The sequence below is a fragment of the Kitasatospora sp. NPDC057936 genome, from assembly GCF_042887525.1.
GTDB lineage: Bacteria > Actinomycetota > Actinomycetes > Streptomycetales > Streptomycetaceae > Kitasatospora.
The window spans coordinates 83,209-106,163 of record NZ_JBHVPD010000019.1 but is presented as its reverse complement, the minus strand read 5'-3'; the positions used below and the strand labels follow the sequence as shown (position 1 = coordinate 106,163).

The 22,955-nt window shown below is 70.3% G+C and carries 25 protein-coding genes and 1 pseudogene; 23 read left to right on the top strand and 3 right to left on the bottom strand.

The annotated features are described in order from the left end of the window. Positions 1-459: 459 nt before the first annotated feature. Genes ACFVU9_RS13450 through ACFVU9_RS13435 form a run of 4 tightly spaced genes read left to right on the top strand, consistent with a single transcriptional unit; the run spans position 460 to position 3,289 of the window. Entirely contained in the window at positions 460-1,125 is a 666-nt protein-coding gene (locus ACFVU9_RS13450; RefSeq protein ID WP_387593072.1) for a hypothetical protein, read from the top strand. Between the two features lie 44 nt (positions 1,126-1,169). Continuing rightward, positions 1,170-1,589: a head decoration protein gene (locus tag ACFVU9_RS13445; RefSeq protein ID WP_387593069.1), complete on the top strand. Its 420-nt coding sequence runs from the start codon at positions 1,170-1,172 to the stop codon at positions 1,587-1,589. Positions 1,590-1,643: 54 nt separating this feature from the next. Continuing rightward, the gene (locus tag ACFVU9_RS13440) at positions 1,644-2,651 is read left to right on the top strand and encodes a major capsid protein (protein ID WP_387593089.1); all 1,008 of its coding nucleotides are present in this window, start codon (positions 1,644-1,646) and stop codon (positions 2,649-2,651) included. Then, positions 2,651-3,289, top strand: a complete 639-nt coding sequence (locus tag ACFVU9_RS13435; protein WP_387593067.1) for a hypothetical protein — start codon at positions 2,651-2,653, stop codon at positions 3,287-3,289. Before ACFVU9_RS13440 ends, ACFVU9_RS13435 begins: the two co-directional genes overlap by 1 nt. Before the next feature lie 524 nt (positions 3,290-3,813). Here the strand turns inward: ACFVU9_RS13435 and ACFVU9_RS13430 are convergent. Continuing rightward, positions 3,814-4,484: pseudogene (locus ACFVU9_RS13430) on the bottom strand (class I SAM-dependent methyltransferase). 153 nt (positions 4,485-4,637) lie between these two features. Between ACFVU9_RS13430 and ACFVU9_RS13425 the strand changes: the two are divergent. From ACFVU9_RS13425 to ACFVU9_RS13390, 8 genes are all read left to right on the top strand, one after another. Then, positions 4,638-4,868: a hypothetical protein gene (locus ACFVU9_RS13425; protein ID WP_387593064.1), complete on the top strand. Its 231-nt coding sequence runs from the start codon at positions 4,638-4,640 to the stop codon at positions 4,866-4,868. A gap of 149 nt (positions 4,869-5,017) precedes the next feature. Then, entirely contained in the window at positions 5,018-5,674 is a 657-nt protein-coding gene (locus ACFVU9_RS13420; RefSeq protein WP_387593061.1) for an HAD-IA family hydrolase, read from the top strand. Between the two features lie 122 nt (positions 5,675-5,796). Then, positions 5,797-7,005: a helix-turn-helix domain-containing protein gene (locus tag ACFVU9_RS13415; protein WP_387593058.1), complete on the top strand. Its 1,209-nt coding sequence runs from the start codon at positions 5,797-5,799 to the stop codon at positions 7,003-7,005. 183 nt (positions 7,006-7,188) lie between these two features. Further along, complete coding sequence (locus ACFVU9_RS13410; protein ID WP_387593055.1) at positions 7,189-7,695, top strand: hypothetical protein; 507 nt, start codon at positions 7,189-7,191, stop codon at positions 7,693-7,695. Positions 7,696-7,726: 31 nt separating this feature from the next. After that, positions 7,727-8,176 (top strand): ATP-binding protein, encoded by a 450-nt coding sequence (locus ACFVU9_RS13405; protein ID WP_387593052.1) that lies wholly within the window; start codon positions 7,727-7,729, stop codon positions 8,174-8,176. Positions 8,177-8,317: 141 nt separating this feature from the next. Continuing rightward, on the top strand, positions 8,318-9,124 hold the full coding sequence (gene dapF, locus ACFVU9_RS13400) for a diaminopimelate epimerase (RefSeq protein ID WP_387593049.1): 807 nt from the start codon (positions 8,318-8,320) through the stop codon (positions 9,122-9,124). After that, on the top strand, positions 9,124-10,200 hold the full coding sequence (locus tag ACFVU9_RS13395) for an ATP-grasp domain-containing protein (protein ID WP_387593086.1): 1,077 nt from the start codon (positions 9,124-9,126) through the stop codon (positions 10,198-10,200). Before dapF ends, ACFVU9_RS13395 begins: the two co-directional genes overlap by 1 nt. Positions 10,201-10,228: 28 nt before the next feature. Then, entirely contained in the window at positions 10,229-11,086 is an 858-nt protein-coding gene (locus ACFVU9_RS13390) for a glutamate ligase domain-containing protein (protein ID WP_387593046.1), read from the top strand. Here ACFVU9_RS13390 and ACFVU9_RS13385 read toward each other — a convergent pair. Next, positions 11,050-11,442 (bottom strand): hypothetical protein, encoded by a 393-nt coding sequence (locus ACFVU9_RS13385; RefSeq protein WP_387593043.1) that lies wholly within the window; start codon positions 11,440-11,442, stop codon positions 11,050-11,052. The genes ACFVU9_RS13390 and ACFVU9_RS13385 overlap by 37 nt on opposite strands. A gap of 1,030 nt (positions 11,443-12,472) precedes the next feature. Between ACFVU9_RS13385 and ACFVU9_RS13380 the strand changes: the two genes are divergently transcribed. From ACFVU9_RS13380 to ACFVU9_RS13370, 3 genes are read left to right on the top strand one after another with little or no spacing between them, the layout of a single operon-like run. Then, positions 12,473-13,009, top strand: a complete 537-nt coding sequence (locus ACFVU9_RS13380; protein ID WP_387593084.1) for a hypothetical protein — start codon at positions 12,473-12,475, stop codon at positions 13,007-13,009. Between the two features lie 48 nt (positions 13,010-13,057). Beyond that, on the top strand, positions 13,058-14,272 hold the full coding sequence (locus ACFVU9_RS13375) for an MAB_1171c family putative transporter (protein ID WP_387593081.1): 1,215 nt from the start codon (positions 13,058-13,060) through the stop codon (positions 14,270-14,272). After that, positions 14,269-14,838, top strand: coding sequence for a hypothetical protein (locus tag ACFVU9_RS13370; protein WP_387593040.1), 570 nt, complete (start codon positions 14,269-14,271; stop codon positions 14,836-14,838). Before ACFVU9_RS13375 ends, ACFVU9_RS13370 begins: the two co-directional genes overlap by 4 nt. Before the next feature lie 25 nt (positions 14,839-14,863). On the opposite strand, the gene ACFVU9_RS13365 is transcribed toward ACFVU9_RS13370, so the two are convergent. Beyond that, positions 14,864-15,745 carry a helix-turn-helix domain-containing protein gene (locus ACFVU9_RS13365; protein ID WP_387593037.1) on the bottom strand — a complete coding sequence of 294 codons (882 nt, stop codon included), beginning with the start codon at positions 15,743-15,745 and terminating at the stop codon, positions 14,864-14,866. Positions 15,746-16,539: 794 nt separating this feature from the next. Here ACFVU9_RS13365 and ACFVU9_RS13360 point away from each other — a divergent pair. The 8 genes from ACFVU9_RS13360 (at position 16,540) to ACFVU9_RS13325 (ending at position 22,896) form a co-directional block, all read left to right on the top strand. Beyond that, positions 16,540-16,776 (top strand): transcriptional regulator, encoded by a 237-nt coding sequence (locus tag ACFVU9_RS13360; RefSeq protein ID WP_387593034.1) that lies wholly within the window; start codon positions 16,540-16,542, stop codon positions 16,774-16,776. 1 nt (position 16,777) lies between these two features. Next, entirely contained in the window at positions 16,778-17,824 is a 1,047-nt protein-coding gene (locus tag ACFVU9_RS13355) for a hypothetical protein (RefSeq protein WP_387593032.1), read from the top strand. Continuing rightward, positions 17,824-18,531 (top strand): ATP-binding protein, encoded by a 708-nt coding sequence (locus ACFVU9_RS13350; RefSeq protein ID WP_387593029.1) that lies wholly within the window; start codon positions 17,824-17,826, stop codon positions 18,529-18,531. The genes ACFVU9_RS13355 and ACFVU9_RS13350 overlap by 1 nt, the downstream gene beginning before the upstream one ends. A gap of 107 nt (positions 18,532-18,638) precedes the next feature. Then, positions 18,639-19,199 (top strand): WhiB family transcriptional regulator, encoded by a 561-nt coding sequence (locus ACFVU9_RS13345; protein WP_387593027.1) that lies wholly within the window; start codon positions 18,639-18,641, stop codon positions 19,197-19,199. Next, positions 19,196-20,239: a DUF2637 domain-containing protein gene (locus tag ACFVU9_RS13340; RefSeq protein ID WP_387593025.1), complete on the top strand. Its 1,044-nt coding sequence runs from the start codon at positions 19,196-19,198 to the stop codon at positions 20,237-20,239. Before ACFVU9_RS13345 ends, ACFVU9_RS13340 begins: the two co-directional genes overlap by 4 nt. Positions 20,240-20,321: 82 nt before the next feature. Further along, on the top strand, positions 20,322-20,546 hold the full coding sequence (locus ACFVU9_RS13335; protein ID WP_387593022.1) for a hypothetical protein: 225 nt from the start codon (positions 20,322-20,324) through the stop codon (positions 20,544-20,546). 179 nt (positions 20,547-20,725) lie between these two features. Next, a complete protein-coding gene (locus ACFVU9_RS13330; RefSeq protein WP_387593019.1) occupies positions 20,726-21,160 on the top strand; it encodes a MobC family plasmid mobilization relaxosome protein in 435 nt (144 codons plus the stop codon). Then, positions 21,157-22,896, top strand: a complete 1,740-nt coding sequence (locus ACFVU9_RS13325) for a relaxase/mobilization nuclease domain-containing protein (protein WP_387593016.1) — start codon at positions 21,157-21,159, stop codon at positions 22,894-22,896. The genes ACFVU9_RS13330 and ACFVU9_RS13325 overlap by 4 nt, the downstream gene beginning before the upstream one ends. Positions 22,897-22,955 lie beyond the last annotated feature (59 nt).

Genomic DNA, 22,955 nt, shown 5'->3' with positions numbered 1-22,955 from the left:
GACTGACACTCAAGGGCCCCCGAGCAGCTGCTCGGGGGCCCTTGAGTGTCAGTCTGCGCTTGGCGGGCGACCAGGGCTCTCGGTGGCCCGCGTCCAGGCCGCCGCCACCTCCGCCCGCGCGTCCTAAACCAGTCAACATCACTGGTTGCGCGCCAGCCGGAATGGCCGGATATCGGCCTGCCGGGTGGCCTAATTCGAATCCTATCTTAGGCCGAATGGCATGATGGTGCCTCTCTGTGTCCTCGGCCCGATGCCAGGTCATCAGCGAGCCGCGCCGCAGCAGCACTCGCTCAGTACGGACGCGGAAAGAGCGATGCCGAGCGATGGGGTAGCTGAGCGCCTGCGGCATCCCACAATGGGGAGACAACCGAGCACCCCTTGATCAAGAATCCAAGGTGTTGCCGTCGTGGGTGGCCTACACTGATCATCGGCGCGGAGGCGCTCCTCCGGAGGTTCACCGTGACCGCCCCCCTGCCCTCCCAGCCCGCGGGCGACCCGACCGGCCAGCCGCCGGCCCCGTCCGCGCCGGACACCGGCAGCACGCTGATCACTCAGGACACCTTGACCCGTCTCCTCGCCCGCGAGAAGTCCCAGGGCGAGCGCACCGCGATCAAGAAGCTCGTGGCCGACCTGGGCTTCGCGGACAGCGCCGCGCTGTCCGCCTGGGTCGAGGCGCAGCGCGCCGCCGAACAGGCCTCGCTGTCCGAGGTCGAACGGCGTGAGCCGGCCGCCGAACAGCGCGAGGCGGAGGCGTTCGCCCGCCTGCGGGCCGCCGTCTGGCAGACGGCCCTGGCCCGCCTGGGCGCGGGTGGCGACGACCTCGCCGACGCTGACCGGCTGCTCGACGTTCCCGACGACGCCGACGAGCAGGCCGTCGCTGCCGCCGCTGCCGTCCTCAAGGAGCGCCGCCCCGAGCTGTTCGGCACCGCCGCACCCACTACACCGCCGGCCGCGCCGGGCGGATCGCCTGCCGGCGGGCCGCCGCCGCTGGCTCCGCAGGGCTGGACATGGCCCGCCGCCGCGGACACCTGCCCACCAGCTGACAGCCACCTGACCCGGCAGCAACCCGGGACCTGCGGGGACCACGCCCCTCTTTTGCCCGTGGACAGCACCACCGCGCGGTGAGTGCCCGAACCCCACCGCCCAACCGACCCCGAGGAGGGGCCGCCTTGACCGTTCAGCAGATCTCCACGTCGGCGTCGTACACCGCCGACCGCAGCTGGCTCGGTTCCCTGCACGGCATCGACTCCACCGAGACGATCACCCTCGACATCACCAAGTTCACCGCCGGCACGCACTACCAGGCGTCCACCGACCCCACCCAGCCGTACAGCCGCGTCCTGTCCGGCGTCCCCGTCGCCCGGATCACCGCGTCCGGCCTGTACGGACCGTTCGACCCAGCCGCGACCGACGGCCGCCAGCAGCTGGCCGACCTGGTCTTCGCCGACGCCGTGTTCTCGCCCGGCCAGACCAAGGACGCCGCCGCGATGCTCTGGCACGGCGTCGTACGCACCACGAAGGTCCCCGGAGGCATCGACCCCAGCAAGATCCTCCCGTCGTCCACCGGCCCGCTGATCCGCTTCGTCTGAAAGGAGGTTGACCTGTGACCATCCAGGACCTGCTGACCGGTCAGCACCACCGACCTGACCGCGTTCGCCCGATCGATCCCCACCCCGGCCGACTTCCTACTCACCCAGAACATCCTGCCCACGGTCGTCGCCACCGAGGTGAAGTGGCGCATCCGGCAGACCGGCCGCTACGTCAACACCGCGAAGTACCGCGCCTACGACAGCTCGGTGCCGTTCGCCGAGCGCCAGGCCTGGCAGAACACCCGCGAGGGCATGCTCTCCGCCCTCGGCCAGAAGCTGCTCGTCGGCGAGCAGGAACAGCTGCTCCTGGAGCAGTCCCACGGCGCCAACCAGGACCGCCTGATCGAGCTGCTCTACGACGACGTCGAGCGGCACGTCGAAGCCATCCGCAGCCGCATGGAACTCGCCGCCGGCGACGTCCTCCTCGACGGCCGCTTCACCCTGAACGGCGAGAACGGCCTCACCACCGAAATCGACTTCGGCGTCCCGAGCGCCAACATGCCCACCGCGCCCAAGCCCTGGTCCGATCCGACCTCGGACCCGATCACCGACGAACTCGGCTGGATCCAGTACCTGGACGACCTCGGCCTGCCCGAGCCCGAGATGGTCCTCACCTCCCGCCGCGCCCTGTCCTACCTCGGCAAGAACAACGCCTACCGTGCCGCCTACTACGGCTCCGTCAACCCGTCGACCACGCCGACCGCCACGCTCACTCCGCAGCAGGTCAACGTCGTACGCGGCAACTACGGCCTGCCGCCCGTAACCATCTACAAGGCCCAGGTTCGCGTCGACGGAACCCCTACCCGGGTCCTGCCGGACGACCGGTGGATCCTCCTGCCTCCGGACCGCCAGAAGTGGGCCCAGACCCTCTACGGGGCCACCGCAGAGTCCCTCGCACTCGCCCGCGGCACCAACCCCGAGATCGACAAGACTGACGCCCCCGGCATCATCATCACCCGAGGCGTCCAGGACGACCCGGTCCAGATCTGGACCAAGGGTGCTGCCGTTGGCATGCCGATCATCCACACCCCGGACGCCCACATCGTCGCGAAGGTGCTGTGATGCCGCGCCGACTCGCCACTGCCATCCACATCGACCACCCGACCACCGGGGAACGACTCCTCCTCCAGCCTGGCGACGAACCCGATCCCGAGGTCGCCGACCGGATCACCCACCCGGACGCCGGGGAACCGGACGACGACGTCGACGCCGAGCAGTACGACGACCGGGACGACGACGGCCTCGAGGACACATCCGCCCGCCGCCGCCGAACCACGAGCACCACCAGCGAATGGCCCCGGCTGGCCACCGGCCAAGGCCCGGCACCGCCCAGGTGCCGGGCCTCACCACATCCCGAAGGACAAGCCGCGATGGACGACGCAACCAAGGCCTGGCTCCTCGCGCAGCTCGGGCCCGCAACCGACCCCGCCGACCTCCAAGCCCGCTACCAGCGCCTCCACAGCGCCCGCGCCGTCGCCCTGGAGGTCCTCGCCGAACGCCGCGCCCGCCTCCTCGCCGACCCGCTGCGCCTTGTGGTCGACGGCGTGGTCACCATGGACAACACCGCCAACCTCGGGGGCCTCGAACGTCAACTCGCCCAGCTCCAAGATGTGTTGGGGCCGGATGAGACCGGGCCAGGTGACGACGGGCTCCCTCACCTCCTCACCGGCTACCTGCGCCCCGTGCGGCGCATCCAGTAGCCGAGCCACCGACCGGCGGAACCGCACGCCCGGGGGTCCTACACGGCTCGCCAGGTTCCTGAGAGGGCCCCCATTCGGGGGCGTGTTCTCCACAGGCCCGGAGTTATCCACAGGAGAATTGGGGATTGCCGTCGCCGAGGCCGACTTCGGGCACTGTCTCCTTCCAGCCGCCAGCACCTGGCGGCCCTCAGCCGGAAGGAGACTGCCATGACACCGTACAGCCGGACCGCGTGCCGAACAGGCAGGCCGCGTCTACGCCGCCCCCGACCGTCTCAGCGCCACAGCTAGGGACGAGACCAATGTCGCTGGCAGGGCGCGGCCCAGATCGCGGCACGGCTCGCCGGGGAATTGCTCGGCGGCCTCCTGGGATGGTGATCCCCACCGGTGCCGGCAGCGTCCCTGACCGGCCGCCGCCGCGTTGAGAGCGAGGTGCCCGCTGCGCCCTGTACGGCGCGGCCGGTAGCCGTGCCACCCGACCGCCGAGAGAAGGCCGCTGACGGTGGCCGGCACGACGCGGCGGGGCCTCACCGAGACCGGTAGGCCCGGAGCAGCAGGGTGTCCGCTGAGCGCGCGCCCGACGACGCCGGGGGAAGCAGGTCGACGCTGATCGCCGTGAACCCGGCCTCGTCCAGCAGCTTCCCCCAGGCGTGCTCCTGGAGGACCCAGCGCGGCATCGATGTCGCGGTGCCGTCCGGGGTGCGGGCGGGGACGTCGGCGTGAACTACGTCCGATTCGGCGGGCGCTCCGCCGATGTAGTGACCCAGGGTGGAGGCGGCGAACAGCCCGCCAGGACCCAGGGCCCGGGCCGCGGCCGGGAGCAGCTGGCGGGGGTCGGCGAAGTCGACGGCGCCGAACACCGAGTAGAGGACGTCGTACTCGCCCGGGTGCGCGTCCAGGTGCTCGACCACGTCGGCGTACACCGGGCGTAGGCGCGGCGCGAGGTGGCCGTAGAGGTCGCCGGCCATCGAGTGCTGAGCGGGGGAGGCGTCAACGGCGTCGACCCGGGCCGGGGCCGGTGGGCGGCGAGGTGGGCGGCGTGGCGGGCGGCGCCCGCGCCGAGGTCGGCCACGACGAGGCCGGCGAGGTCACCCAGCACCTCGGCCCCAGGGCCGCCGTCCGGAGCCCAGACCCAGGAGAAGGAGCCGGGGACGGCCCGGTCGGTGTTGGTGCGGGTGCGGCCGTAGTGGTGCCACAGGTCTGGCGCTGCGCCTTGGGCGGGGAGGTGGTCTTCACCCGGGCGAGGAGGAAGCCCCTGGCCACGGCCACGGCCACTCAGCGGGGCTCAGGAGAACTCACGGGATGTCGCACAAACGGGGGTCGCGTCCTTCCAGCCCAGGTCCGGGACTTCATGATCTTCCTGCCCGGTGGCAGGCGGGTCATCTTGGAGATCGACGGGCGGACCCACTACGCCACTTCGGACGACAAGGCGGATCCGAAGGCATATGCGGCGACCGTCAAGGCCGATCGCGCCAACCGTCTTCTCGGCTACGAGGTCTTCCGGTTCGGCGGCTACGAGCTCTTCGACCACCAGCAACCTGCGAAGATGCTCGACGAGTTCTTCAACAAGCTCGTCGGATGACCAGGCCGCAACAGCAGCAGTCATGAAAAGACTCCGCTGTTCGCAGGCCAGCTGCTGGTCCGGCCCCCGTAACACAGAGCGCCGGGCCGCGCCGCACCCGGCGGCGGGTACCTTCGCGGTACAGGGATGACCGAGAAGGGCAACTCATCATGGCGCAATCGAGCGGCACCGACACGACCCCGTCCGCATACCGGGGCCTGATCCTGGACTTTGCCGGAGTCCTCACGACGGACGTCCTCGCGGTACACCGCGAGTGGTGCGTCAGTCAGGGACTTGACGCCGAGGCATGGCGTCGCACACTGAACACCCACCCCGTGGTCCGACAACTGTACGTTGACCTGGAACGCGGCGCTCTCAGCCAGGCGGACTGGAACCGGCAGGTCGCGCCGTATCTCGGTCTGGCCGACCACGAGAACCTGATGGGCCGGGCATGGGCCGGAGTCCGTCCGGCCGCCGACATGGTCGCCCTTGCCAAGGCGGCTCATGAGGTCGGCTACGTGGTCGCCATGCTGTCCAACAGCTTCGGGCTGGACCCCTTTGACCCGTACGCTGCTTGCGGTGTCTGGGAGTTGTTCGACGTGACTGTGGTGTCCGAATTGGAGGGCATTGCGAAGCCGGATCCGGCGATCTACGAGCTGGTGCTGGAGCGAATGGGCCTGCCGGGCGAGGCGTGCGTTTTCGTCGACGACCACCTGGTCAACCTGCCGCCGGCCGAAGCGCTCGGAATCACGACGGTGCTCGCCGACGGCCGGCCGGAGACCGTCGCCCGGATCGCGTCCTTGCTTGGCATCGGGGCCTGTGTCTGAGCTCCCATGGAACGGTCACCCCGCGCGTCAATTGAGCTGCGGAGCGTGACCGTTCTCTGTCACAGCCCCATCCTGCTGGGGTACCGTCCGGGGAAGGCCATTACCTGAGACGGAGTCAGCCTATGACCCTCTGGGCAGAACGCACCACGGCGGACCGAGTCAAGATCCTGCGCGGCCGGGAGGTCACTCAGGAAGACCTGGCGGACAAGTCAGGGGTCTCCCTGGGCACAATCCGAAAGCTCGAACAGGGCGGCAACCTCTCGCTCCCCTCGCTGATGAGGGTCGCCGTCGGCCTCGGCACCGACGTCTCGGTGATCCTCGGACAGCAGTCCCCGCGCCGCGGCATGGTCCTGGAGGAACGCTCGGCCCTGCGCGCAGTGTCAGCCGCCGTCCACGACACCGGACTTGGAATCGGCGCCGACGTGGAGCCTGGCAGCCTGGAAGACCTGCGGGACGCGGCACGGCGCGCCGACGCCGCGTTCTGGAGCGGCCGCTACGTCGAGCTCGGGGCGATCCTGTCTCTCCTGCTGCCGGAGGCACGAGCGCTCTATGATGCCACCGCACCGGATCGGCGCGAAGCCGCCGGTGGAGTCCTCGCCGACGCCTTCCAGACCGCTGCCGTCATGGCCAACATCCTCGGCGCCCGCGACCTCGGGTACACCGCGATCACCCACGGCCGCAACGTCGCCGACCAGGTCGGTGACGACCTCCGCTCGGCCCACCTGATGGCTTCGCTGTCGTGGATCTGCCTGCGCGATGGCCACACCGCCAAGGGCGTCCACGTCGCCGAGCAGTCCGCCGCCAAGGTCGAGCCCCGCATGTCCGACAGCGACCCGGACCGGCTCAGTGTGTACGGGCAGTTGGTCACGAACGCGGCCGTCGCCGCGTCCCGGGGCGGCGCGAGCGCGGACAGCGCCCGGGACTACTTGAGCCAGGCCCACGCCGTCGCGGCCCGGATCGGCCGCGAGCACGCCCGGGGCGACCAGGGCCAGCCGTTCGGTCCCTCCTACGCCGCCACGCAGGCCATGTCGGTGGCGATGGCCCTGGGCGACACCGCAGGCGCGCTCAGACTGATCGAGACGACCCATCTCGATCCCGGCACGCCGCTGTCCACACGCGCCAGGTTCCACCTGGACATCGCCTTGACGCGGACCGAGACGCGGCAGTGGGAGGCAGCGGCCGCAGAGCTGAAGGAAGCGTGCCGGATCGCCCCGACGTGGGTCCGGCACCAGGCGCTCCCCGGGGTGATCACAGACCGGATCGCGGACGTGTCGGTGGCGATGGCAAGGAGCGTCGCGCAGGCCGCCGGCGTTCCGCTGGTGATCAGATAAGCCCTCCGCGCCGGACCGTGGTGCCCGTGACCTGCCGGTATATGCCACTACCACGCCGCGTGACGCCCAGCCGCAGCTGCAGGCGTGGGTACCACGGGGCGTGGTAGTCGACGGCGTACGAGTTCTCCGGTTACCACGGCCCATGTATTCACCGAGGGTCAGCTGTTGGTGACAGTGGTCGCCATGACCAGCGACCAACTCCGACCCGTCGGCCGCGTCCCCGTCGCCATCTACATCTGCGCCGGTGACGAACCCGCCGCCGACCTCATCGCCGCCCACGTCCGCATCTTCGCCGAGGCCCGCCAGTGGACCGTGCCCGTGCTCGCCGTGGACAGCAACCCCGCGCAGCCCCTCACCGACCGGCCTGGCTGGCAGGTCATCACCGACGCCCTGTCGGAGAACAGGGCATCCGGGGTCGTCACCTGGACCCGCTGCATGGTCCACGAAGACCCCCTGGCCAGCCCCAGCCGGCACGCGGACGCCTTCGACCGGCTCGCTACCGTCCTGCGCGAGCGCGGAGCCTTCCTCACCGCCGCCGCCCACCCGGACACCCCGGCCGGCGCCATGCCGGAGCGCCGCTCCCCGAGCGACCACTGGCGACGACGCGAACTCGCGTCCTCGGCCGCGGGCCTGTTCATTCCCCGTCGTGCAGCAGGACGAGCCACCGACCCTAGGACCTCCGGATGCTGATCCGCACGGTGACGCCCGCGCGGGACCGGCGATGAACACCACCCTCGAACGGCCCCAGGAAGCCGAGGGCGCGCCAGTTACCGCCCGACTGGCACCTGCCACCATGCGGCTGCCGTACGACTTCCAGTCGGCCCGCGCAGCGCGCCTCCTGGTCAACGCCAAGCTCGTCGAGTGGGGCCTGAAGATCCTGATCGACGACGCCGAGCTGATCATCTCTGAGCTGGTGAGCAACGCGGCGAAGACGGGCTGCCGGACGTACATGATCGTCGCCGTGCGCCGGCCCACCGTCGGAGTCGTGCGCCTGCTGGTCTCCGACGGCTCCGCGGCACTCCCGGTGCGGATCGAAGCCGGTCCTTCCAACGAGTCCGGACGGGGACTAGACCTGGTCCACCGCCTCACGAAGGCCAAGTGGGGCGTAAAGCTGTGGCCGCGCGGCAAGGTCATCCACGCTGACCTCGAGGTGCCCGGCGAGCACGCCTGACGGCGCCCTTCAGACTCCGCCCGGCGCCCCGGGCGGATCCCGTGCCGGCCGCAGGCATCGCCCGAGCAGCGGCCGGCACCTCCTTCACGGCGCGCCCCCACCACGGCGCCCCGCATCCCGATACCCACGTGAGGAGGAACCTTGAGCACCCCCTTCCGGAAGATCCACGGAGCCGGGAACGACTTCGTACTGCTCAACGGCACCGACCAGGACACCGGCTGCGACTGGCGCGACACCGCGGTGAGACTGTGCGCGCGCCGGACCGGCATCGGCGCCGACGGCCTGGTGGTCAGCACGCTGATCAGCACCGACCCCCCGGTCCTGGAGATCTCGTGCATCAACGCCGACGGCTCGATCGCGACGATGTGCGGAAACGCCCTGCGGTGCTCGGCCTGGGCCGCGGCCGGGGACTTCGGCTTCGACACGATGACCTTGGTCATGGCCGGGGTCAAGCACGAGGCGACCGTCACCGGTAGGGCCGTGGCGGTCACCGCCGAGGTCGGCGCCGTCGACATGCGCGTGGTCGAGTCCGTGTGGGGCGGCCGCCCCTTCTGGTTCGACTCCGCACACACCGGTACCGAACACGTGGTCGCCGTCGTGAACGACGTGGACGGCATCGATGCCGAGGCCTGCGGCCGCCTGATGCGCCATCACCCGAAGCTCGCCCCGCTCGGCGCGAACGTCAACTTCGTGGAGAGCGTCGACCAGCAGACCCTCAAGATCCGAACCTACGAGCGCGGTGTCGAGGCCGAGACGCTGTCCTGCGGGAGCGGGGCCGTCGCCGCTGTCGTCATCGCGGGACGCCGCGGCCTGGTCACCGCAGGCCCCGTCGCCGTTCGAAACCGCGCCGGCACTCCCCTCATCGTCACCCCGCACGCCGACCGGCCCGCCCGGTCGTATTGGGTCTCCGGTCCCGTCACCCTCGCATACGAAGGAGTCCTCTCGTGATGATCACCATCGACTGGCACGACAGCGCCGCGCTGAGCAAGGAGGTCCAGGCCCTGCGGGACCGTAAGTACCACGGCACCAGCGTGGGCCTGGTCTATGGCGGTGTCTCTGCCGAGGACCGCCTGTACCTCGCGAAGAGCCCCATCGAGCAGATGTCCGTGACCGCGCTCTCTGAGTCCCTGGACGCGATCGGCACCACCTTCCGCGTCCTGGACCCGTGCGAGCCCGGGTTCGTCGCGGAGCTGCTCGACGTCGACCTCGTCCTGTCCAACCTGCACGGGCCCTTCGGGGAAGACGGCCGGCTCCAGGGTCTGCTGGACTGGCTGCGCAAGCCGTACTGCGGCAACGGCGTCGCGGCGTCCGCCATTGCCGCCGACAAGATCCTCTGCAAGAGGTACATGAAGGGCCTCGGCGTGCCGACTCCGCCGTGGCAGGTGTGGACCCGCGACAGCGCTGTGACGTGCGGCGGGCAACCCATGATGGTCAAGCCGGCCATGGGCGGGTCGAGCGTCGGAATGAGCCTGGTCCGCACCACCGAAGAGCTCACCGCCGCGCTCGAAGAAGCGGCCCGCACCGACCCGCCGCCGGTCCTGGTAGAGCACTACATCTCCGGGACGCCGGTGACGGTGGGGCTGCTGGAACTTCCTGGTGGCGTACTGGCGTTCCCGCCGCTGGCCACCGAGGTCCAGCAAGCCGAGTTCTACGACGCCCACACGAAGCTCGACGCCGACGGCCGCGGCGGCGTGTCGGTAACGCTGGCCGACCTGCCGCAGTCCGTCCTGCGCACGCTCACCAGGCACGCCAGGACCCTGTGGGACGGTCTCGGCTGCCAGGGGGGCGCCCGGGTGGACTTCATGGTCACCGCCGACGGCGAGGTCTTCGCCCTTGAGGTGAACACCACCCCCGGCATGTCGCGGGACAGCAACTTCGCCGCCGGCGCGTCGGTGTGCGGCCTGACCCATGAGGACGTCGTCCGCGCGATGCTCCACCAGGCACTCGCTCGGCCGACCTACGATGTGCCTCTGCCCGTCCCGAGTCTCGGTGCCGTCCCGGCCCAACTGCACGCCACCGCCTGACCGATAACGCATTCGGAAGGTCACCGTCATGCTGCATGTCCACCAGGTCCCGATGTGCCGTCAGCTCGTTCCCGTTGAGGAGTGGGAACAGCAGGGCGGCACGGATCTCGGGGATCGGCTCACTTGGTCGAACCGAGCCTGCGGCATGGCGGCCCTCCGCATGATCCTGCTCGCCTACGGCATGGAGCCCCCGGTCCTCACCGAGCTGATCAAGATCGGCGTCAAACGCGATGCCCTGACCGACCGGGGCTGGCTGCACGCAGGGATCGCCGAGATCGCCGCCGACTTCGACATCGCCGGCCAGGCCGAGCCGGTGCCGGCCGAAGAGCTGACCGAACGGCTGGCGAAGGCGCCGCTGATCATCTCCGTGACCGAGCAGTTCCCCAGCGACGGCCGACGCGGAGGACACCTTGTCGTCGCCCACGGGTTCGAGCTGGGCGATGACCCGGTTATCCACTTCCGGGATCCCTCAGCGTGGGGCCAGGACAACGACCGCGTGCCGCTGAGCCGTCTCGCCAAGTCCTACACGGGCCGCGCCATCACGTTCCCGCCCCTCCCCGCGGTCGGTCGCACGATCGCCGTTCTCGGCGAGATGGGGGAGCTCGGGGAGGATGCCGCCTCCTCGCACCGCGAAATCGGCCGGTACGTTGCCGAACAAGGAATCGACCTGCTGATCGCGGTCGGCGGTGACCTTCCCAAGCAGCTTGCCCTCGCTGCCGCCGCTCACGGCACCGACGTGGCCATGGTCGCCGACGCCGAGACCGCAGCCGCCTACCTGGAGAGCATCGTCAGGCCCGGCGACAAGGTGCTGGTCAAGGCCTCCCGCTCCGCGATGCTGTGGCAGGTGTGTCAGCGGCTTCTCGGCCAGGACGTCACCGGCTGGTGACACCAGACTCGGGCTGGCGGCAGGTGCCGCCGAGGCGTCCGCAGCATGATTGCTCCTTCCCGGCGGAATGCCGTCAGCTCGGCCGACAAGCCTGGTTCGGCCGCTTCCCAATCCGGCGACGAACGGTAGGCGACGAGCAAGCAGACCGCCAGCTCGACACCGAGGTGGCTCAGATAGTGTGCGCCGTCGATCATGTGCTGCCCCGTGTCGACCACGGAGGCGGCATAGCCGGTGTCTTGGAGGACCGCGGCGACGGCGACCGGCTCGGCGTCTGCGCCAAGCATCGGAGAGAGCATCTGGGCTTGCTCAGGTACCCGGCACGAATGCGCCGAACGCGAGGGCATGCTGAAGATCACCTCGTCGTCCGCTCCTGGCCGGAACCGGTCGATGCTGCCGGGCGGTGCTTCGAGTCGGCGGTTGCGGTAGAGGGACTATGCAACGCGGGCCAGTCGATCTTTGCTGGATAGAGTGTGGGGAAAGCCACAATGCCGAGCATGCGGGCGTGATTGCCCACTGCCCCGTGGCCAGCCTTCATGGAATGACGATCTGTTAGGTTCTCGTCGAAATCCATGGCGCCCGATGACGGGAAGTCAAATTATCCTGCGGGTAGCCAATGTGGCACGTTCCGTAGAGGTTACCCTGCATGTCGGAAAAGTTACTCTGCGTTGCCGGTGTGCGGTGATGCGGGGTTGAAAGTTTCGAAATTGTGACTTTTGTGGCTTCCGTTTCTGAATTCACGGTTCGACCCGTGGGCTGGCATGGTGAGAAGGTCGGGCAGCGGACGGGCTGCGCGGCGCTTTGAAGCACGAAGGAGTCGCCATGCGGTACCGCTATTCCCCAGTCATTGAGGGGTGTGTGGTATCGGCCGGGCCGCTGTTGCAGCTTGCTGTGGCTGGATGCCAGGCCGGTCCGGTGAGCCTCATTGGCTGCAACCGGATCGTGTGTTGATCACCGGCGAAGCTATCCGTTCGAGGTGTAGCCAGCTTCAGATTTTGATGTCTCCGCGGTGGGTCGCCTTGTGCCGTGGCGGCGAAAGCGCCGCTGGGGGAGAGCTTGCGTAGCGCAGCTCTACTACGGACCCCGCGCTGTGCGAAGCGCTGGGCCCGCCCGCCGTGCCTGAATACCAGCGAAACCGTGCCCCAACCCCCTCGCGAGGACTCGGTGTCTACCCATGAATTCCCGGCTCGACAGCAGCTGGACGCTAGGCCGTTGAAACCGCCCACCGTGGGGGTCATCAAGGACGGCCACCTTCGTGTGTGCGAAGGGAGTTCCCTGCTTCTCGGTTCCGCTCGCATCTCCGCGGCGGCGACAGGATTCCGCTGGCCGTCCTCGACAGGGGGCGCGCAGCCGGAGGGAGTACGGGCGGAGAAGCGGGTCGTGCTGAGGATGCGCCAACTCCGCAAGGAGTGCGAGCGGAAACTGGAGGCCCTGCCGATTCCGGATCCGTTCACGATCGAAGCCCTGGTAGCCGCCATGGAAGCGGAGACCGGTCGCACCGTCACGCTAGTCCCGCTGGACGATCGCGGGATCGACCTGCGTACAGCCTGCGGTCTGCGAATGCGGGCGGACGAGCTTTCGCTGATCTTCTACAGACCCAGGCCGACGCAGCACCAGACGGACCACGTGAAGCTCCACGAGCTCGTACACGAATGGTTCGATCATGGAACTAGCCTCAACGCCAGCGAGCTGGGGTTGCTCCTGCCCGACCTCTTGCGCCAAGGCCTCGTCGAGCGGATGGGCCGCGGCGCCGTCGTCCAGGCCCGCGCGCGCTATGACACCCGCGAGGAGCAGGAGGCGGAGCTGAGCGCCAGCCTGATCAAGCGGCTCGTCCAGCGCCAGATGCCCGCCAGCAGCGACATGGTCAGCCTCCTGGAATCCACGCTGTCCCACCCCGTGGCCGCGCCCCGTCGCGGCCAGCGATAAGAAGGAAACGTTGTGCTTGCTCTCGCTGCGTACACCGCCGCGACCACCATGACCGCGGTCGCGGTCTGGAGACTGCCCGCAGTGCTCTACGGGGACGCGCATCGGCGTGCTCTCTGGGGCTGCTACCTGGGCTTCGCGTTGGCTCTGTGGCTCAAGAGCCCGGCAGTGATCAGCTTGATGAATCGCCAACCGATCACCGATCTGTCGGTCCTGCTCAAGCACTATGTGAGCACCGGCGCGATTCTGGCGATCCTCACGTACGTGGTCGCCTCGTACGGCCGGTCTGACGAAGCGGTGATCCCGCGTCACGTCGCCGTGGCGCGCTTGATCGAGAGGGTCGCCTGGAAGGCGGCAGTTGGCATGCTGGCCCTGATGACGGTGCTCTTCTTCACCGTCGTAGACCGCAGCCGACCGAGCACGGACTTTGTCCCGGACCACGCCGGGCAGTGGGGCGCGATCCTCTACGAGACCATCTTCTACGTGTACCTCGGCACCTCTAGCGCTGTCACCTGCTACCAGTGGTCCAGCGCGATGCGCCGCGCCGAGACCCGCATCCTGCGCATCGGACTGGGCCTCATGGCAGTGTCCATGGCGCTCGGGGTGGCCTACGTCGCGGTCCGGACGACCTTCATGTGGGTCACGCTCTTCGAGCCGCTCGGCGCCGACTTCGACCACGCACTGGGCGTCTACACCGAGTACCTGCAGGTTCTGCTCTTCATGACGTTCGCCGTGGGTGTCAGCGTCCCGACCACCAACGCCGCCGCCACCCGGTGGCGGTCCTGGCGAGCTCTGTGGCGCCTCTACCCGCTGTGGCACGACCTGATGGCAGCCTTCCCCGACACCCCGTTCCAGCGGCCGGCGAGCCGCTGGCGCGAAGTCCTGCGTACCGACCCGCCGATGGACGTGCGGCTGGACCGGTGGACCCAGGACATCGCGGACGTAGTCGAGCAACTGCGCCACCATGCTTCGCCGGTGCTGCTCCCCGTGATCGAGGTGGCTGTGGAATCGAGCACGGACCCGCAGGCGGCGGCCGAGGCGCTGTGGATCAAGGCGGCGCTGGCGAACACCCGCGAGGGGCGCCGCCACGACGTGCCGGCTCCCGCGCTGCCCAGCAAGCCGATCACAACCACGGCTGCGGAGGTGGCCTGGCTGCTGCGGGTCGAAGAGACGTACGCGTCGGCGACCGACGTCCAGATCCGCGAGGTGCTGGCCGGCGCGGAGGCCGAGGAACTGGCCATGGAGATAGAGGAGATGACGCTGTGAGCACCACCACCGTAGCCAGGACCGTCACGGACATCCTCCAGCCGCGCAACGTGCTGCTCGCCGGGCTGACGGGTTTGGGCGTCGCCGCCGCCGGCAGCTGGACGGGAATCGGCTGGGGCCTGCTGGCGGCGCTGTGCGCCGGCATCATCCCGGCGACCTACATCGAGTGGGAGCGCAAGCGGGGGACCTGGGGCGACCGGCACGTGGTCGACCGGACCAAGCGGGCACCCATCTTCTTCGTGATCCTCGGCTCGATCGGCACCGGCTCGACCGTCATGCTTCTCGGCCATGCCCCACGAGACATCCTGGTCGCCATGATCGCCTTGTGGGTGATGACCGTGGGCCTGCTCATGATCAACACGGCGTGGAAGATCTCGGTGGACAGCGCCGTGGCCAGTTCGGTGGTCACGCTGCTCACCGTCGTCCACTCACTCTGGTGGATCGCCGCGTACCCGCTGGCCGTCGCCGTGTGCTGGTCGAGGGTGGCACTTCAGTACCACACGGTCGCGCAGACCGTGGCGGGCGCCGCGCTCGGCGCCGCAACGGCCGCCGCATGGCTCGTCTGACCCGCAAACGAAGCGGACCCCTGCCTCAGCGGCGGGGGTCCGCTTTCTGCTGTACCTCCGCCACGAGCGCGCTGATCATGGCGAGCATTGCCGGGTCCAGGCCGCCCTCGCCTCCACGTGCCGCCAGGGCGAAGTCCTGGCTGGTGCCGCGCAATGCGAGAAGGCTGATGGCGTCCGCGACCTGGCGCTCCAGCTCTTCGTCGCTCTGGAAGTAGAGCGGGGTGACCCCGAAGAACGAGGCCAGGCCCTCCAGGACGACGCCGGCCGCGAGCCCGGCGAGCACCTCGGCGGGCGGCGGCGTGCCTGTGCGCAGGGCCTCCACGGCGTCGGGCGTGACGACCTCGACGCCGGCGTGGGAATTGACGGCCGCCGCGATCTCGGCATCCGCCGGGCGGCCATCCGGGAAGGTCTGCTCCAGCAGGTACGTGATCTTCTCTGCGAGCGTCCGAGGAGCCGGCGGTGCGCTGACAGCGGGAGCGGGGCTGACGCCGAAACTGCGATCCTGCGCCGCCAGGAGCTGCTCCTCGGTCACCCCATACGCTTCGGCGAGCCGCGGCACGTAGGCCGCAGCGAGGCGCCGTACTCCGCGCTCGGCGTTGCTGACGGGGATGTGGGATTTGGCGCCGATCAACTTGCCGGTCAGCTTCTGCGGGTAGCCGGCATCACATCGCAAGTCGGCCAAGTCGGGCTCGCCGTCGCGTGGGAACAGCCTGTCCAGTAGGTCGCTGAGCGCCCGCGCGATCGCGGGCAGGCGATCCGGTTCGGGAAATGCCGCGCCGCTCTCCCACCTCGCGACCGCGGGCTGTCCCGCGTCTACGCCCTCAGCGCGGCCCAGGGCCTCCTGGGAGAGCTCGCGGGCTCTGCGGACGCGGCGGAGTTCCTGGCCGTCGAAGCGGCGAGCGGGCATCCGAATACTCCTGGTGGCAGCTGACGATTCATGAGGTCCGGGAACGTCCCGACTCCTGGGTTGATAGCTGTAGGCATATAGAATACTGTCCGCTATCGGAGAGTTGCTCGGCCTACCGCGAGCGGCGCGTCCGCCTCCCAATCAACTCCGGCCGGGTTGCTGTACCCGGCCGCTGGCCCGACCTGGAGAATCCAGCATGGCCGGCGATCGCCTACTTGGAGACGCAGGTGCGAGTGCATCTGCCACCTGCCCTCAGGTGGCCCGGCCATGATTCTCGATATCGGAGTATCGCACACGAGTCGATAGCGCAAGGCATGCGTTCTTGGTGGCGCGGTGCCGGGTGGGCATCACTAGTGGCGGCCCGAAGCGTTCCTCGGGTCCCGCGCTGGCGCCTTGCCCTTCGGCCCTCCGGTGCTCAACCAGGTCTGTGGACACTGCGGCAAGCGCGCGGAAAATGGTGCCCTGGCCTGGGAGTTAACAAGTGGATGTGTGGTGCCTGGTCGCCCTATGGTTCTGCTCCCGCCGCGAGGTCGGCGGGCGAAACAGGGGGCTGATGCCGTAGATCACAGCCCGACATGAGACCGGCGCCCTGGAGCTACCAACTCCTGGACGCCGGGCCGGCACCCCGAAGGGGGCCGATTCACTACCTCGCGAGCGGCGGGACTTCCTAGCACGAGGGACCGCCGCGCGCGCTCCTACGAACCACGGAGTATCGCATGCTCGTTGTGCCGAAGGAAACCCATTACCCGGCCGTCGGCCATAGTCAGCCGCGGCTCGGAGTCCGGCTCGCGGACATGATCCCCGGCGCGGTAAGCGTCCACGTCAGCCTCGCCGACCCCAAGCGTCAGTGGCCCCACCCCTACATGGTGGCGATCGACGAGCACGGCGAACAGCTCGAGTTGAGCCGCACCACCACCAAGGTCGCGGCCCGCTGGGTGCAGCGGACCTGGCCGGAGGCGGACTGGACACGCCCGCACAGCCTCGACCTCGCCACCGGGCAGCTCGCCGCTACCGCGCTCCGGGGCCGCTGACATGGCCCGCATCCGATCGGTCAAGCCGGAGACCTGGGTCTCCGAGACGCTGGCCGAGGTGTCGATCCCGGCCATGGTCACCTTTCTCGGGATGACCAACCACGCCGACGACCACGGCCGCCACCGCGACAACGCGGCGATCGTCTACGGTCTCGTCTGGCCGATGCGCGAGGAGATCAGCCGCGCAGACGTCGAGGACCACCTGCAGCAACTCGCCGCTGCTGGAGCGGTCTGCCGGTACACCGGCTGCGACGGCCGCAAGTACTTCCACTACCCGACCTGGCACAACCACCAGAAGATCGACAAGCCGAGCCTGTCCCGACTGCCCGCGTGCCCGCACTGCGAGCCGGAGCGGTGCGGCGTCTGCAAGGGCCCCTGCATCCAGCGGGCGGCCCTCGCCGCCACCCCGGTAACGACAGCCGAGACCGCCGCGAACGCTCCCCGAGTGTTCGCCGAAACCTCGGCGAACGCTCGGGCCGCCCTCCAGCAGCCGAACGAGCCCATCCCGGCGCCCGCCGCGCTGACGGTTCCCGCCGCCGCCAGAGCAGTCGCCCCAGCGATCGACGCCGAGCCGAAGCCGGTCCCGACCTCGCAGAAAACCGCAGGTCAGACGGCCTTCGACGAAGCCTCCCCGAAGGCTCGCCGAAGCCTCCCGGAGCCCTCGGCGCCTGGATCTAGGATCTTGGATCCTGGATCTTCTTTCCCTACGGGGCGCCAGGCGCCCGACGCGGCCGTCCTCACCAAGCAGCTCGTCGGCGAGTACATCGCCGCCTGCACCGAGCGGCCCCCGGAGAGCGTGCTCGGCCACCTCGGCAAGGTCATCAAGACCCTGCTGGCCGAGCGCATCGCGCCGGAGCACGTCCAGGCCGGGCTGCGGCGCTTCGCCGAGATCCAGGGCCACCCCTCCCGGCTGCCGAGCCTGGTCAACGACGCCATGAACGCACGAGGCGCCGGTTTGGCGCGGCCGGGATTCCGGCCTAACGTGCCCGCTCACCAGGCGTGGACCAACCCGGTCGACGCCGCCAACGCCTACGCCGAGGAGCTGTGATGCGCACCCACCGCGACCCGCAGACCCTCGCCGACGCCCCCTCGGTGCTCGACCGGATGGCCCGCATCCTCGCCGCCCGGGGCATCGACCAGCGCACAGTCGACGCCCTGCCGGACGAGCCGGAGCCCTACTCGGCGGAGGAGGCGTTGTCGGCCGGGCTGCCGCCGCGCTACCGCGACGCGCTCGCCACGCACCCGCAGGTCCTGGCCTGGACCCGGCAGATCGCCGCCCAGGCCGCCGCCCCGAGCACCGGCGCCCGCCGCCAGGTCGCCACCGGCCCCAGCCTGCTGATGGCCGGAGTCGTCGGCGCGGGCAAGACCCACGAGGCGTACGGCGCCGTACGGGCCCTCGTCCAGGCTGGCATCGGCGTGCGCTGGCGCGCCACCACCGCCGCCGACCTCTACGCCGAGCTGCGGCCCAGCTCGGACACCGACTCCGAGCGGGTCCTCGCCGCCTACAGCCGGGTGCCGCTGCTGATCCTCGACGACCTCGGCGCCGCCAAGAGCACGGAGTTCGTCGAAGAGCAGACCTACCGGCTGATCAACCGCCGCTACAACCACATGCTCCCGACCCTGATCACCACGAACCTGCAGATCAGGGACCTCAAGGCCCACCTCGGTGACCGCGTCACCTCCCGGCTCGCTCAGATGACCACCCGGGTCGAGTTCGAGCTGGTCGATCGCAGACGCCTCCAGCGCGCCGCCTGACGGCCGCCGCACCGGCCGCCCCACGGCGAGCCGCCCAACCTTCACCGACCCAGTGCCCTCTCCGCCGACGCCGCCCTGCGCGCGGAGAGCGATCGGAGCGACCCCGCATGACCACCACGACCCGCCACCGGGCCCTCGGCGACCACACCTGGCAGGACCAGGCCGTCTGTAGCCCGACCGAGTACAACCCCGTCGACCCGGAGACCTTCTTCCCTGGCCCGGAGGAGGCCGACAAGATCACCACGGCCAAGGCCCTGTGCGCTCAGTGCCCCGTCGCCCGCATCTGCCTGGACGCCGCCCTGGAGACCGGCGACACCCACGGCATCCGGGGCGGGCTCACCGAGGAGGAACGCGAACCCCTGCACGCCAGGATCAACGACCGCCTGGACTACAGCCGCGTCAACGCCGTACTGGCCGGACGCGACATCTCCGTCACCAAGGCGGAGCGCCACGCCGTCGTCCTCGCCGGCTACCGCCAGGGCGTCCCGGTCGACCGCCTCGCCCGGCTCCTCAAGATCACCCCCGAGCACGCCCTCAAGCTCTACCGCGAGACCCGCCGCGCGATCCGCCACCGGCAGATCGCCGAGGAAGCCGCCCGCACCGCCTCCACCGACCACGGCACCGCCAGCACCGATCTGACCCGCAACGACTTCGGGACGGCCGCATGAGCACCATCACCGCAACCGCCCCGACCACCGCCCAGGTCACCGCCTGGGACCGGGCCGTCGTCATCGCCCTCGGCGCCGCAGGCTGCGCGCTCTCCTACGACGCGCTGCAGCAGATGGCCATCGCCATCCACGTGAGGGGCTTCCTCACCTACTTCTTCCCGATCATCGTCGACGGGTTCATCGCCTACGGGGTGCGCGCCCTGCTGGTCCTGCGCTCCGCACCGCTGCGGGCACGGATCTACGTGTGGACGCTCTTCGGCGCAGCCACCGGGACGAGCCTGTGGGCCAACGCCCTGCATGCTGTCCGGCTGAACGAGCAGAACGCGACCCCGGGCCTTCGGCTGGGTGACACGGTGGTCGCGGTGCTGTCCACCATCGCCCCGCTCGCCCTGGCCGGAGCTGTCCACCTCTACATCCTCATCGCCCGAGGACCGGTCAGCCCCACTGACCGGGACGGTCAAGGTGACCGACCGGCCGAGGCTGACCTTGGTCAGGTCACCTCTGACCGAGGTCAGGTCACCGCCGAGGAGGTCGCACTGACCGAGCCCCCGGCAGCGTTGACCGCCGGTCAGGACAGCGCCGGTCACCCCACCCCCGGTCAGCCGGTCAGCCGCCCGGTCACCGCACCGACGCCGCAGCCGCAGCTGACCCCGGTCAGCGCGGTCAGCCTGACCGAGCCCTCTGACCTGGGCGGTCACCCGGTCACCAACCGGCCGGTCACTGACCGACCGCCGGTCGAGCCGCCGGTCACCGCCCCGCCGGTCAGCCCCACCGAGGCCACCGGTCAGCCGGTCACTGCCCCGCCGGTCACTGCCCCGCCGGTCACTGACCGGGACGGTGACCGCCGCGCTGACCTGGACACCGAGGACCTGCTGAAGATCGCCCGGCAGGCGGTCAGCCAGGAGGACAAGCTGACCCGCAAGGTCGTCGCCCAGGCGATCCGCGGTCAGCAGATCCCCCTGTCCTCCGACACCCTGACCCAGCTGATGGCCCAGCTGCGCGAGCAGCACGGTCAGCCGGTCATCGCTGACCGGAACTGACCTACCCCTGACCGCCGGGGTGACGACCAGGTCACCCCGGCGGTCACCCACCCGCACCACCGCCGAACGGGAGCAACCCATCATGCGCACCACCCCCGCCACCTGGGCCGAGGCGGACTCCTGGCTCGCCGTCCTGACCCAGCGCGGCCACGTCCACCGCGTCGAAACCGGTCCGGACGGTGCCCGCAGCGTCCAGCGTGGTCGGTACTCCCGCCCCTGGACCCTCCACCACCCCGTCCTCGCGCTCGACTTCGTCGAGGACCTCCTCCTCGACATCCGCCAGCGCGACACCGAGGCCAGCCGGTGACCGCCTCCGACCAGGACGGCACTACGCAGGGACAGGAGAATGACCGTGATCAGGCTCCTGGCGGAGCAAGTTGTGGGGTAAGGAGTCCTTACCCCGCCCCCGCCCCGAAGGGGGCGGAGGCTCCCCGGTCGTCGGCAGACCCAGGGGGGCCTGCCGCCGACCGGGGAGTCGGCCCAGGGGTGCCGACGAAGGGGGAGAAGCAGCAGACCCAGCCGCCCGCCGAAGCCGTCCGCGCCGCGCCGCGCCGCCGCCTGCGCCAGAGCGTGCCGCGCACCAACCGCATCTGCCCACGATTCAGCGACCCCGAGTGGGCCCTTCTCCAGCGCGCCGCCGCCCGAGCCGACCTCGCCCCCGGCGGCTACGCCGCTGCAGCCGCCGTGGCCGCCGCCGCGAGCACCGACCCCAGCGCCGCGGTTGCCGACTACCGACGCGGCATCCAAGAGCTGATGGAGTCCAACCGCCAGCTCGGCGCCGTGGGCAACAACCTCAACCAGCTCGCCCACTACGTGAACGCCGGCGGCCAGCCGGGCGCCGAGCTTAGCCAGCTCCTGGCCCGCGTCGAAGCCTCCATCGACGCGGTCGACGAGGCCGTCGACTGGCTGGTCCGCCGGTGATCCCCAAGATCCGAACCGGCACCGACCGCGCCTTCCCGCTCATCGACTACCTGTTCGGCCCCGGCAAGCACGAGGAGCACACCGACCAGCACCTCGTCGCCTCCTGGAACGGCTTCGCGCCCGACCCGGGCCCCAACCCGGAGCGCCACCAGGTCGCCAAGCTCGCCAACCAGCTCGACCAGCCGGTCAAGGCCCTCGGCAAGCAGGCACCCGTCAACAAGATCTGGCACTGTTCACTGCGCACCGCCCCCGGTGACCGGCACCTCGACGACGCCGAGTGGGCGACCATCGCCCGGCGCATCGTCCACGCCACCGGCATCGCCCCCGAAGGCGACACCGCCGCCTGCCGCTGGGTCGCCGTCCGCCACGCCGACGACCACATCCACATCGCCGCGACGCTGGTCCGCCAGGACGGCCGCCTGGCCGGCCTCAGCTTTGACAAGCGCAAGGCCCAGGCCGAGGCCCGCCTCATAGAGAAGGAGTACGGCCTGCGACAGCTCAACCCCGGTGACGGCACCGCCGCCAAGAACCCCACCAGCCAGGAACAGTGGAAGGCCGAGCGCACCGGCCGCACCGAGCCCCCGCGCGAAACCCTGCGCGAAGCGGTCCGCCAGGCCGTCGCCGGTGCCGCCAGCGAGGAGGAGTTCTTCACCCGCCTGCGCGAAGCCGGCCTTCGGGTGAAGCTGCGCCATGCCCCCTCCGGCGACGTCCTCGGCTACAACGTCGCCCTGCCCGGCGACCGCAACCGCGACGGCGAGCCGATCTGGTTCCCCGGGTCCAAGCTCGCCCCCGACCTGTCCCTGCCGCGGATCCGCCGTCGCCTCGACAGCGCCCCCGCCACGCCGGCGCCGGACGACCGCCCGGCCCGCACCGACCGCTCCGCGCCTGCGCGCCGACGCCGAGACGCCGCAGGCACCGCTGAGCGCACCGTCGCTGTCCTCGACCAGGATGACGACGAAGCCGCAGCCCACCTCGTTGGCACTGGCGAACTCCTCGATGCCCTCGCCCAGACCTCTCCGGCAGCCACCCGCACCGAACTGCGAGAAGCCGCCCGCGCCTTCGAACGCGCCACCCGCAGCCACGTCCGCGCCGAGAATGCCGACATCCGCGCCCTGCGCTCGACCGCCCGCGGAATAGTCCACGCCGGCAGCGCGCTGGGACGTGGAGAGGACGGCGGCACTACCGCTATGGTCCTGTCCACCCTCGTTCTGCTCGCCCTGGCCGCCGCGCGCTGGCACTCCGCTCGGGGGCACGCCCAGCAGGCAGCCGCCTCCCGCCAGGCCGCCGACCACCTGCGAGCCGCCTACCAGCAGGCTGCGGCCACCCCGATGCGCACCATGCGCGAGATCGGCCGCACCCTCCCGGAGGGCGAGCGCCGCCGCCACGACACCACCATCCGCACGGTCCTCGGCGACACCGACAACCAGAAGGGCTCGGCCCGCCAGCACGACGCCTTGGCCGCCGTCCTCGCCGAAGCCGAGAAGGCCGGCCACGACCCCAAGGCCCTCCTGGAGAAGGCCGTCGATCGCCGGGAGCTGGAAACCGCCCGCAACACCACCGACGTCCTCGTCTGGCGCATCCGACGCCTCGCCGACCTGCCCGCCTACCCCGAACACCCCCGCAAGGGCCCGGCCGCCGGCACCCGGGCCAGGACCGGACCGGCACAGCCACTCACCGCGCAGCCGGCACCGGCCCAGCCCGTGACCGACCCGCGCCGCCCGGCACCACGCCGCTGACCCGCCAACCCTGCGGGCAGCCTGCCCGAAACCCCTCGACACCCGGTTCCACCAGGTGT

Coding starts and splice junctions, on each gene's coding strand:
- ACFVU9_RS13435 (WP_387593067.1), top strand. CDS start 2,651: ATGCCGCGCCGACTCGCCACTGCCATCCACATCGACCACCCGACCACC.
- ACFVU9_RS13425 (WP_387593064.1), top strand. CDS start 4,638: ATGATCTTCCTGCCCGGTGGCAGGCGGGTCATCTTGGAGATCGACGGG.
- ACFVU9_RS13420 (WP_387593061.1), top strand. CDS start 5,018: ATGGCGCAATCGAGCGGCACCGACACGACCCCGTCCGCATACCGGGGC.
- ACFVU9_RS13415 (WP_387593058.1), top strand. CDS start 5,797: ATGACCCTCTGGGCAGAACGCACCACGGCGGACCGAGTCAAGATCCTG.
- ACFVU9_RS13410 (WP_387593055.1), top strand. CDS start 7,189: ATGACCAGCGACCAACTCCGACCCGTCGGCCGCGTCCCCGTCGCCATC.
- ACFVU9_RS13405 (WP_387593052.1), top strand. CDS start 7,727: ATGAACACCACCCTCGAACGGCCCCAGGAAGCCGAGGGCGCGCCAGTT.
- ACFVU9_RS13395 (WP_387593086.1), top strand. CDS start 9,124: ATGATCACCATCGACTGGCACGACAGCGCCGCGCTGAGCAAGGAGGTC.
- ACFVU9_RS13390 (WP_387593046.1), top strand. CDS start 10,229: ATGCTGCATGTCCACCAGGTCCCGATGTGCCGTCAGCTCGTTCCCGTT.
- ACFVU9_RS13380 (WP_387593084.1), top strand. CDS start 12,473: ATGCGCCAACTCCGCAAGGAGTGCGAGCGGAAACTGGAGGCCCTGCCG.
- ACFVU9_RS13375 (WP_387593081.1), top strand. CDS start 13,058: ATGACCGCGGTCGCGGTCTGGAGACTGCCCGCAGTGCTCTACGGGGAC.
- ACFVU9_RS13365 (WP_387593037.1), bottom strand. CDS start 15,745: ATGCCCGCTCGCCGCTTCGACGGCCAGGAACTCCGCCGCGTCCGCAGA.
- ACFVU9_RS13360 (WP_387593034.1), top strand. CDS start 16,540: ATGATCCCCGGCGCGGTAAGCGTCCACGTCAGCCTCGCCGACCCCAAG.
- ACFVU9_RS13355 (WP_387593032.1), top strand. CDS start 16,778: ATGGCCCGCATCCGATCGGTCAAGCCGGAGACCTGGGTCTCCGAGACG.
- ACFVU9_RS13350 (WP_387593029.1), top strand. CDS start 17,824: ATGCGCACCCACCGCGACCCGCAGACCCTCGCCGACGCCCCCTCGGTG.
- ACFVU9_RS13345 (WP_387593027.1), top strand. CDS start 18,639: ATGACCACCACGACCCGCCACCGGGCCCTCGGCGACCACACCTGGCAG.
- ACFVU9_RS13340 (WP_387593025.1), top strand. CDS start 19,196: ATGAGCACCATCACCGCAACCGCCCCGACCACCGCCCAGGTCACCGCC.
- ACFVU9_RS13335 (WP_387593022.1), top strand. CDS start 20,322: ATGCGCACCACCCCCGCCACCTGGGCCGAGGCGGACTCCTGGCTCGCC.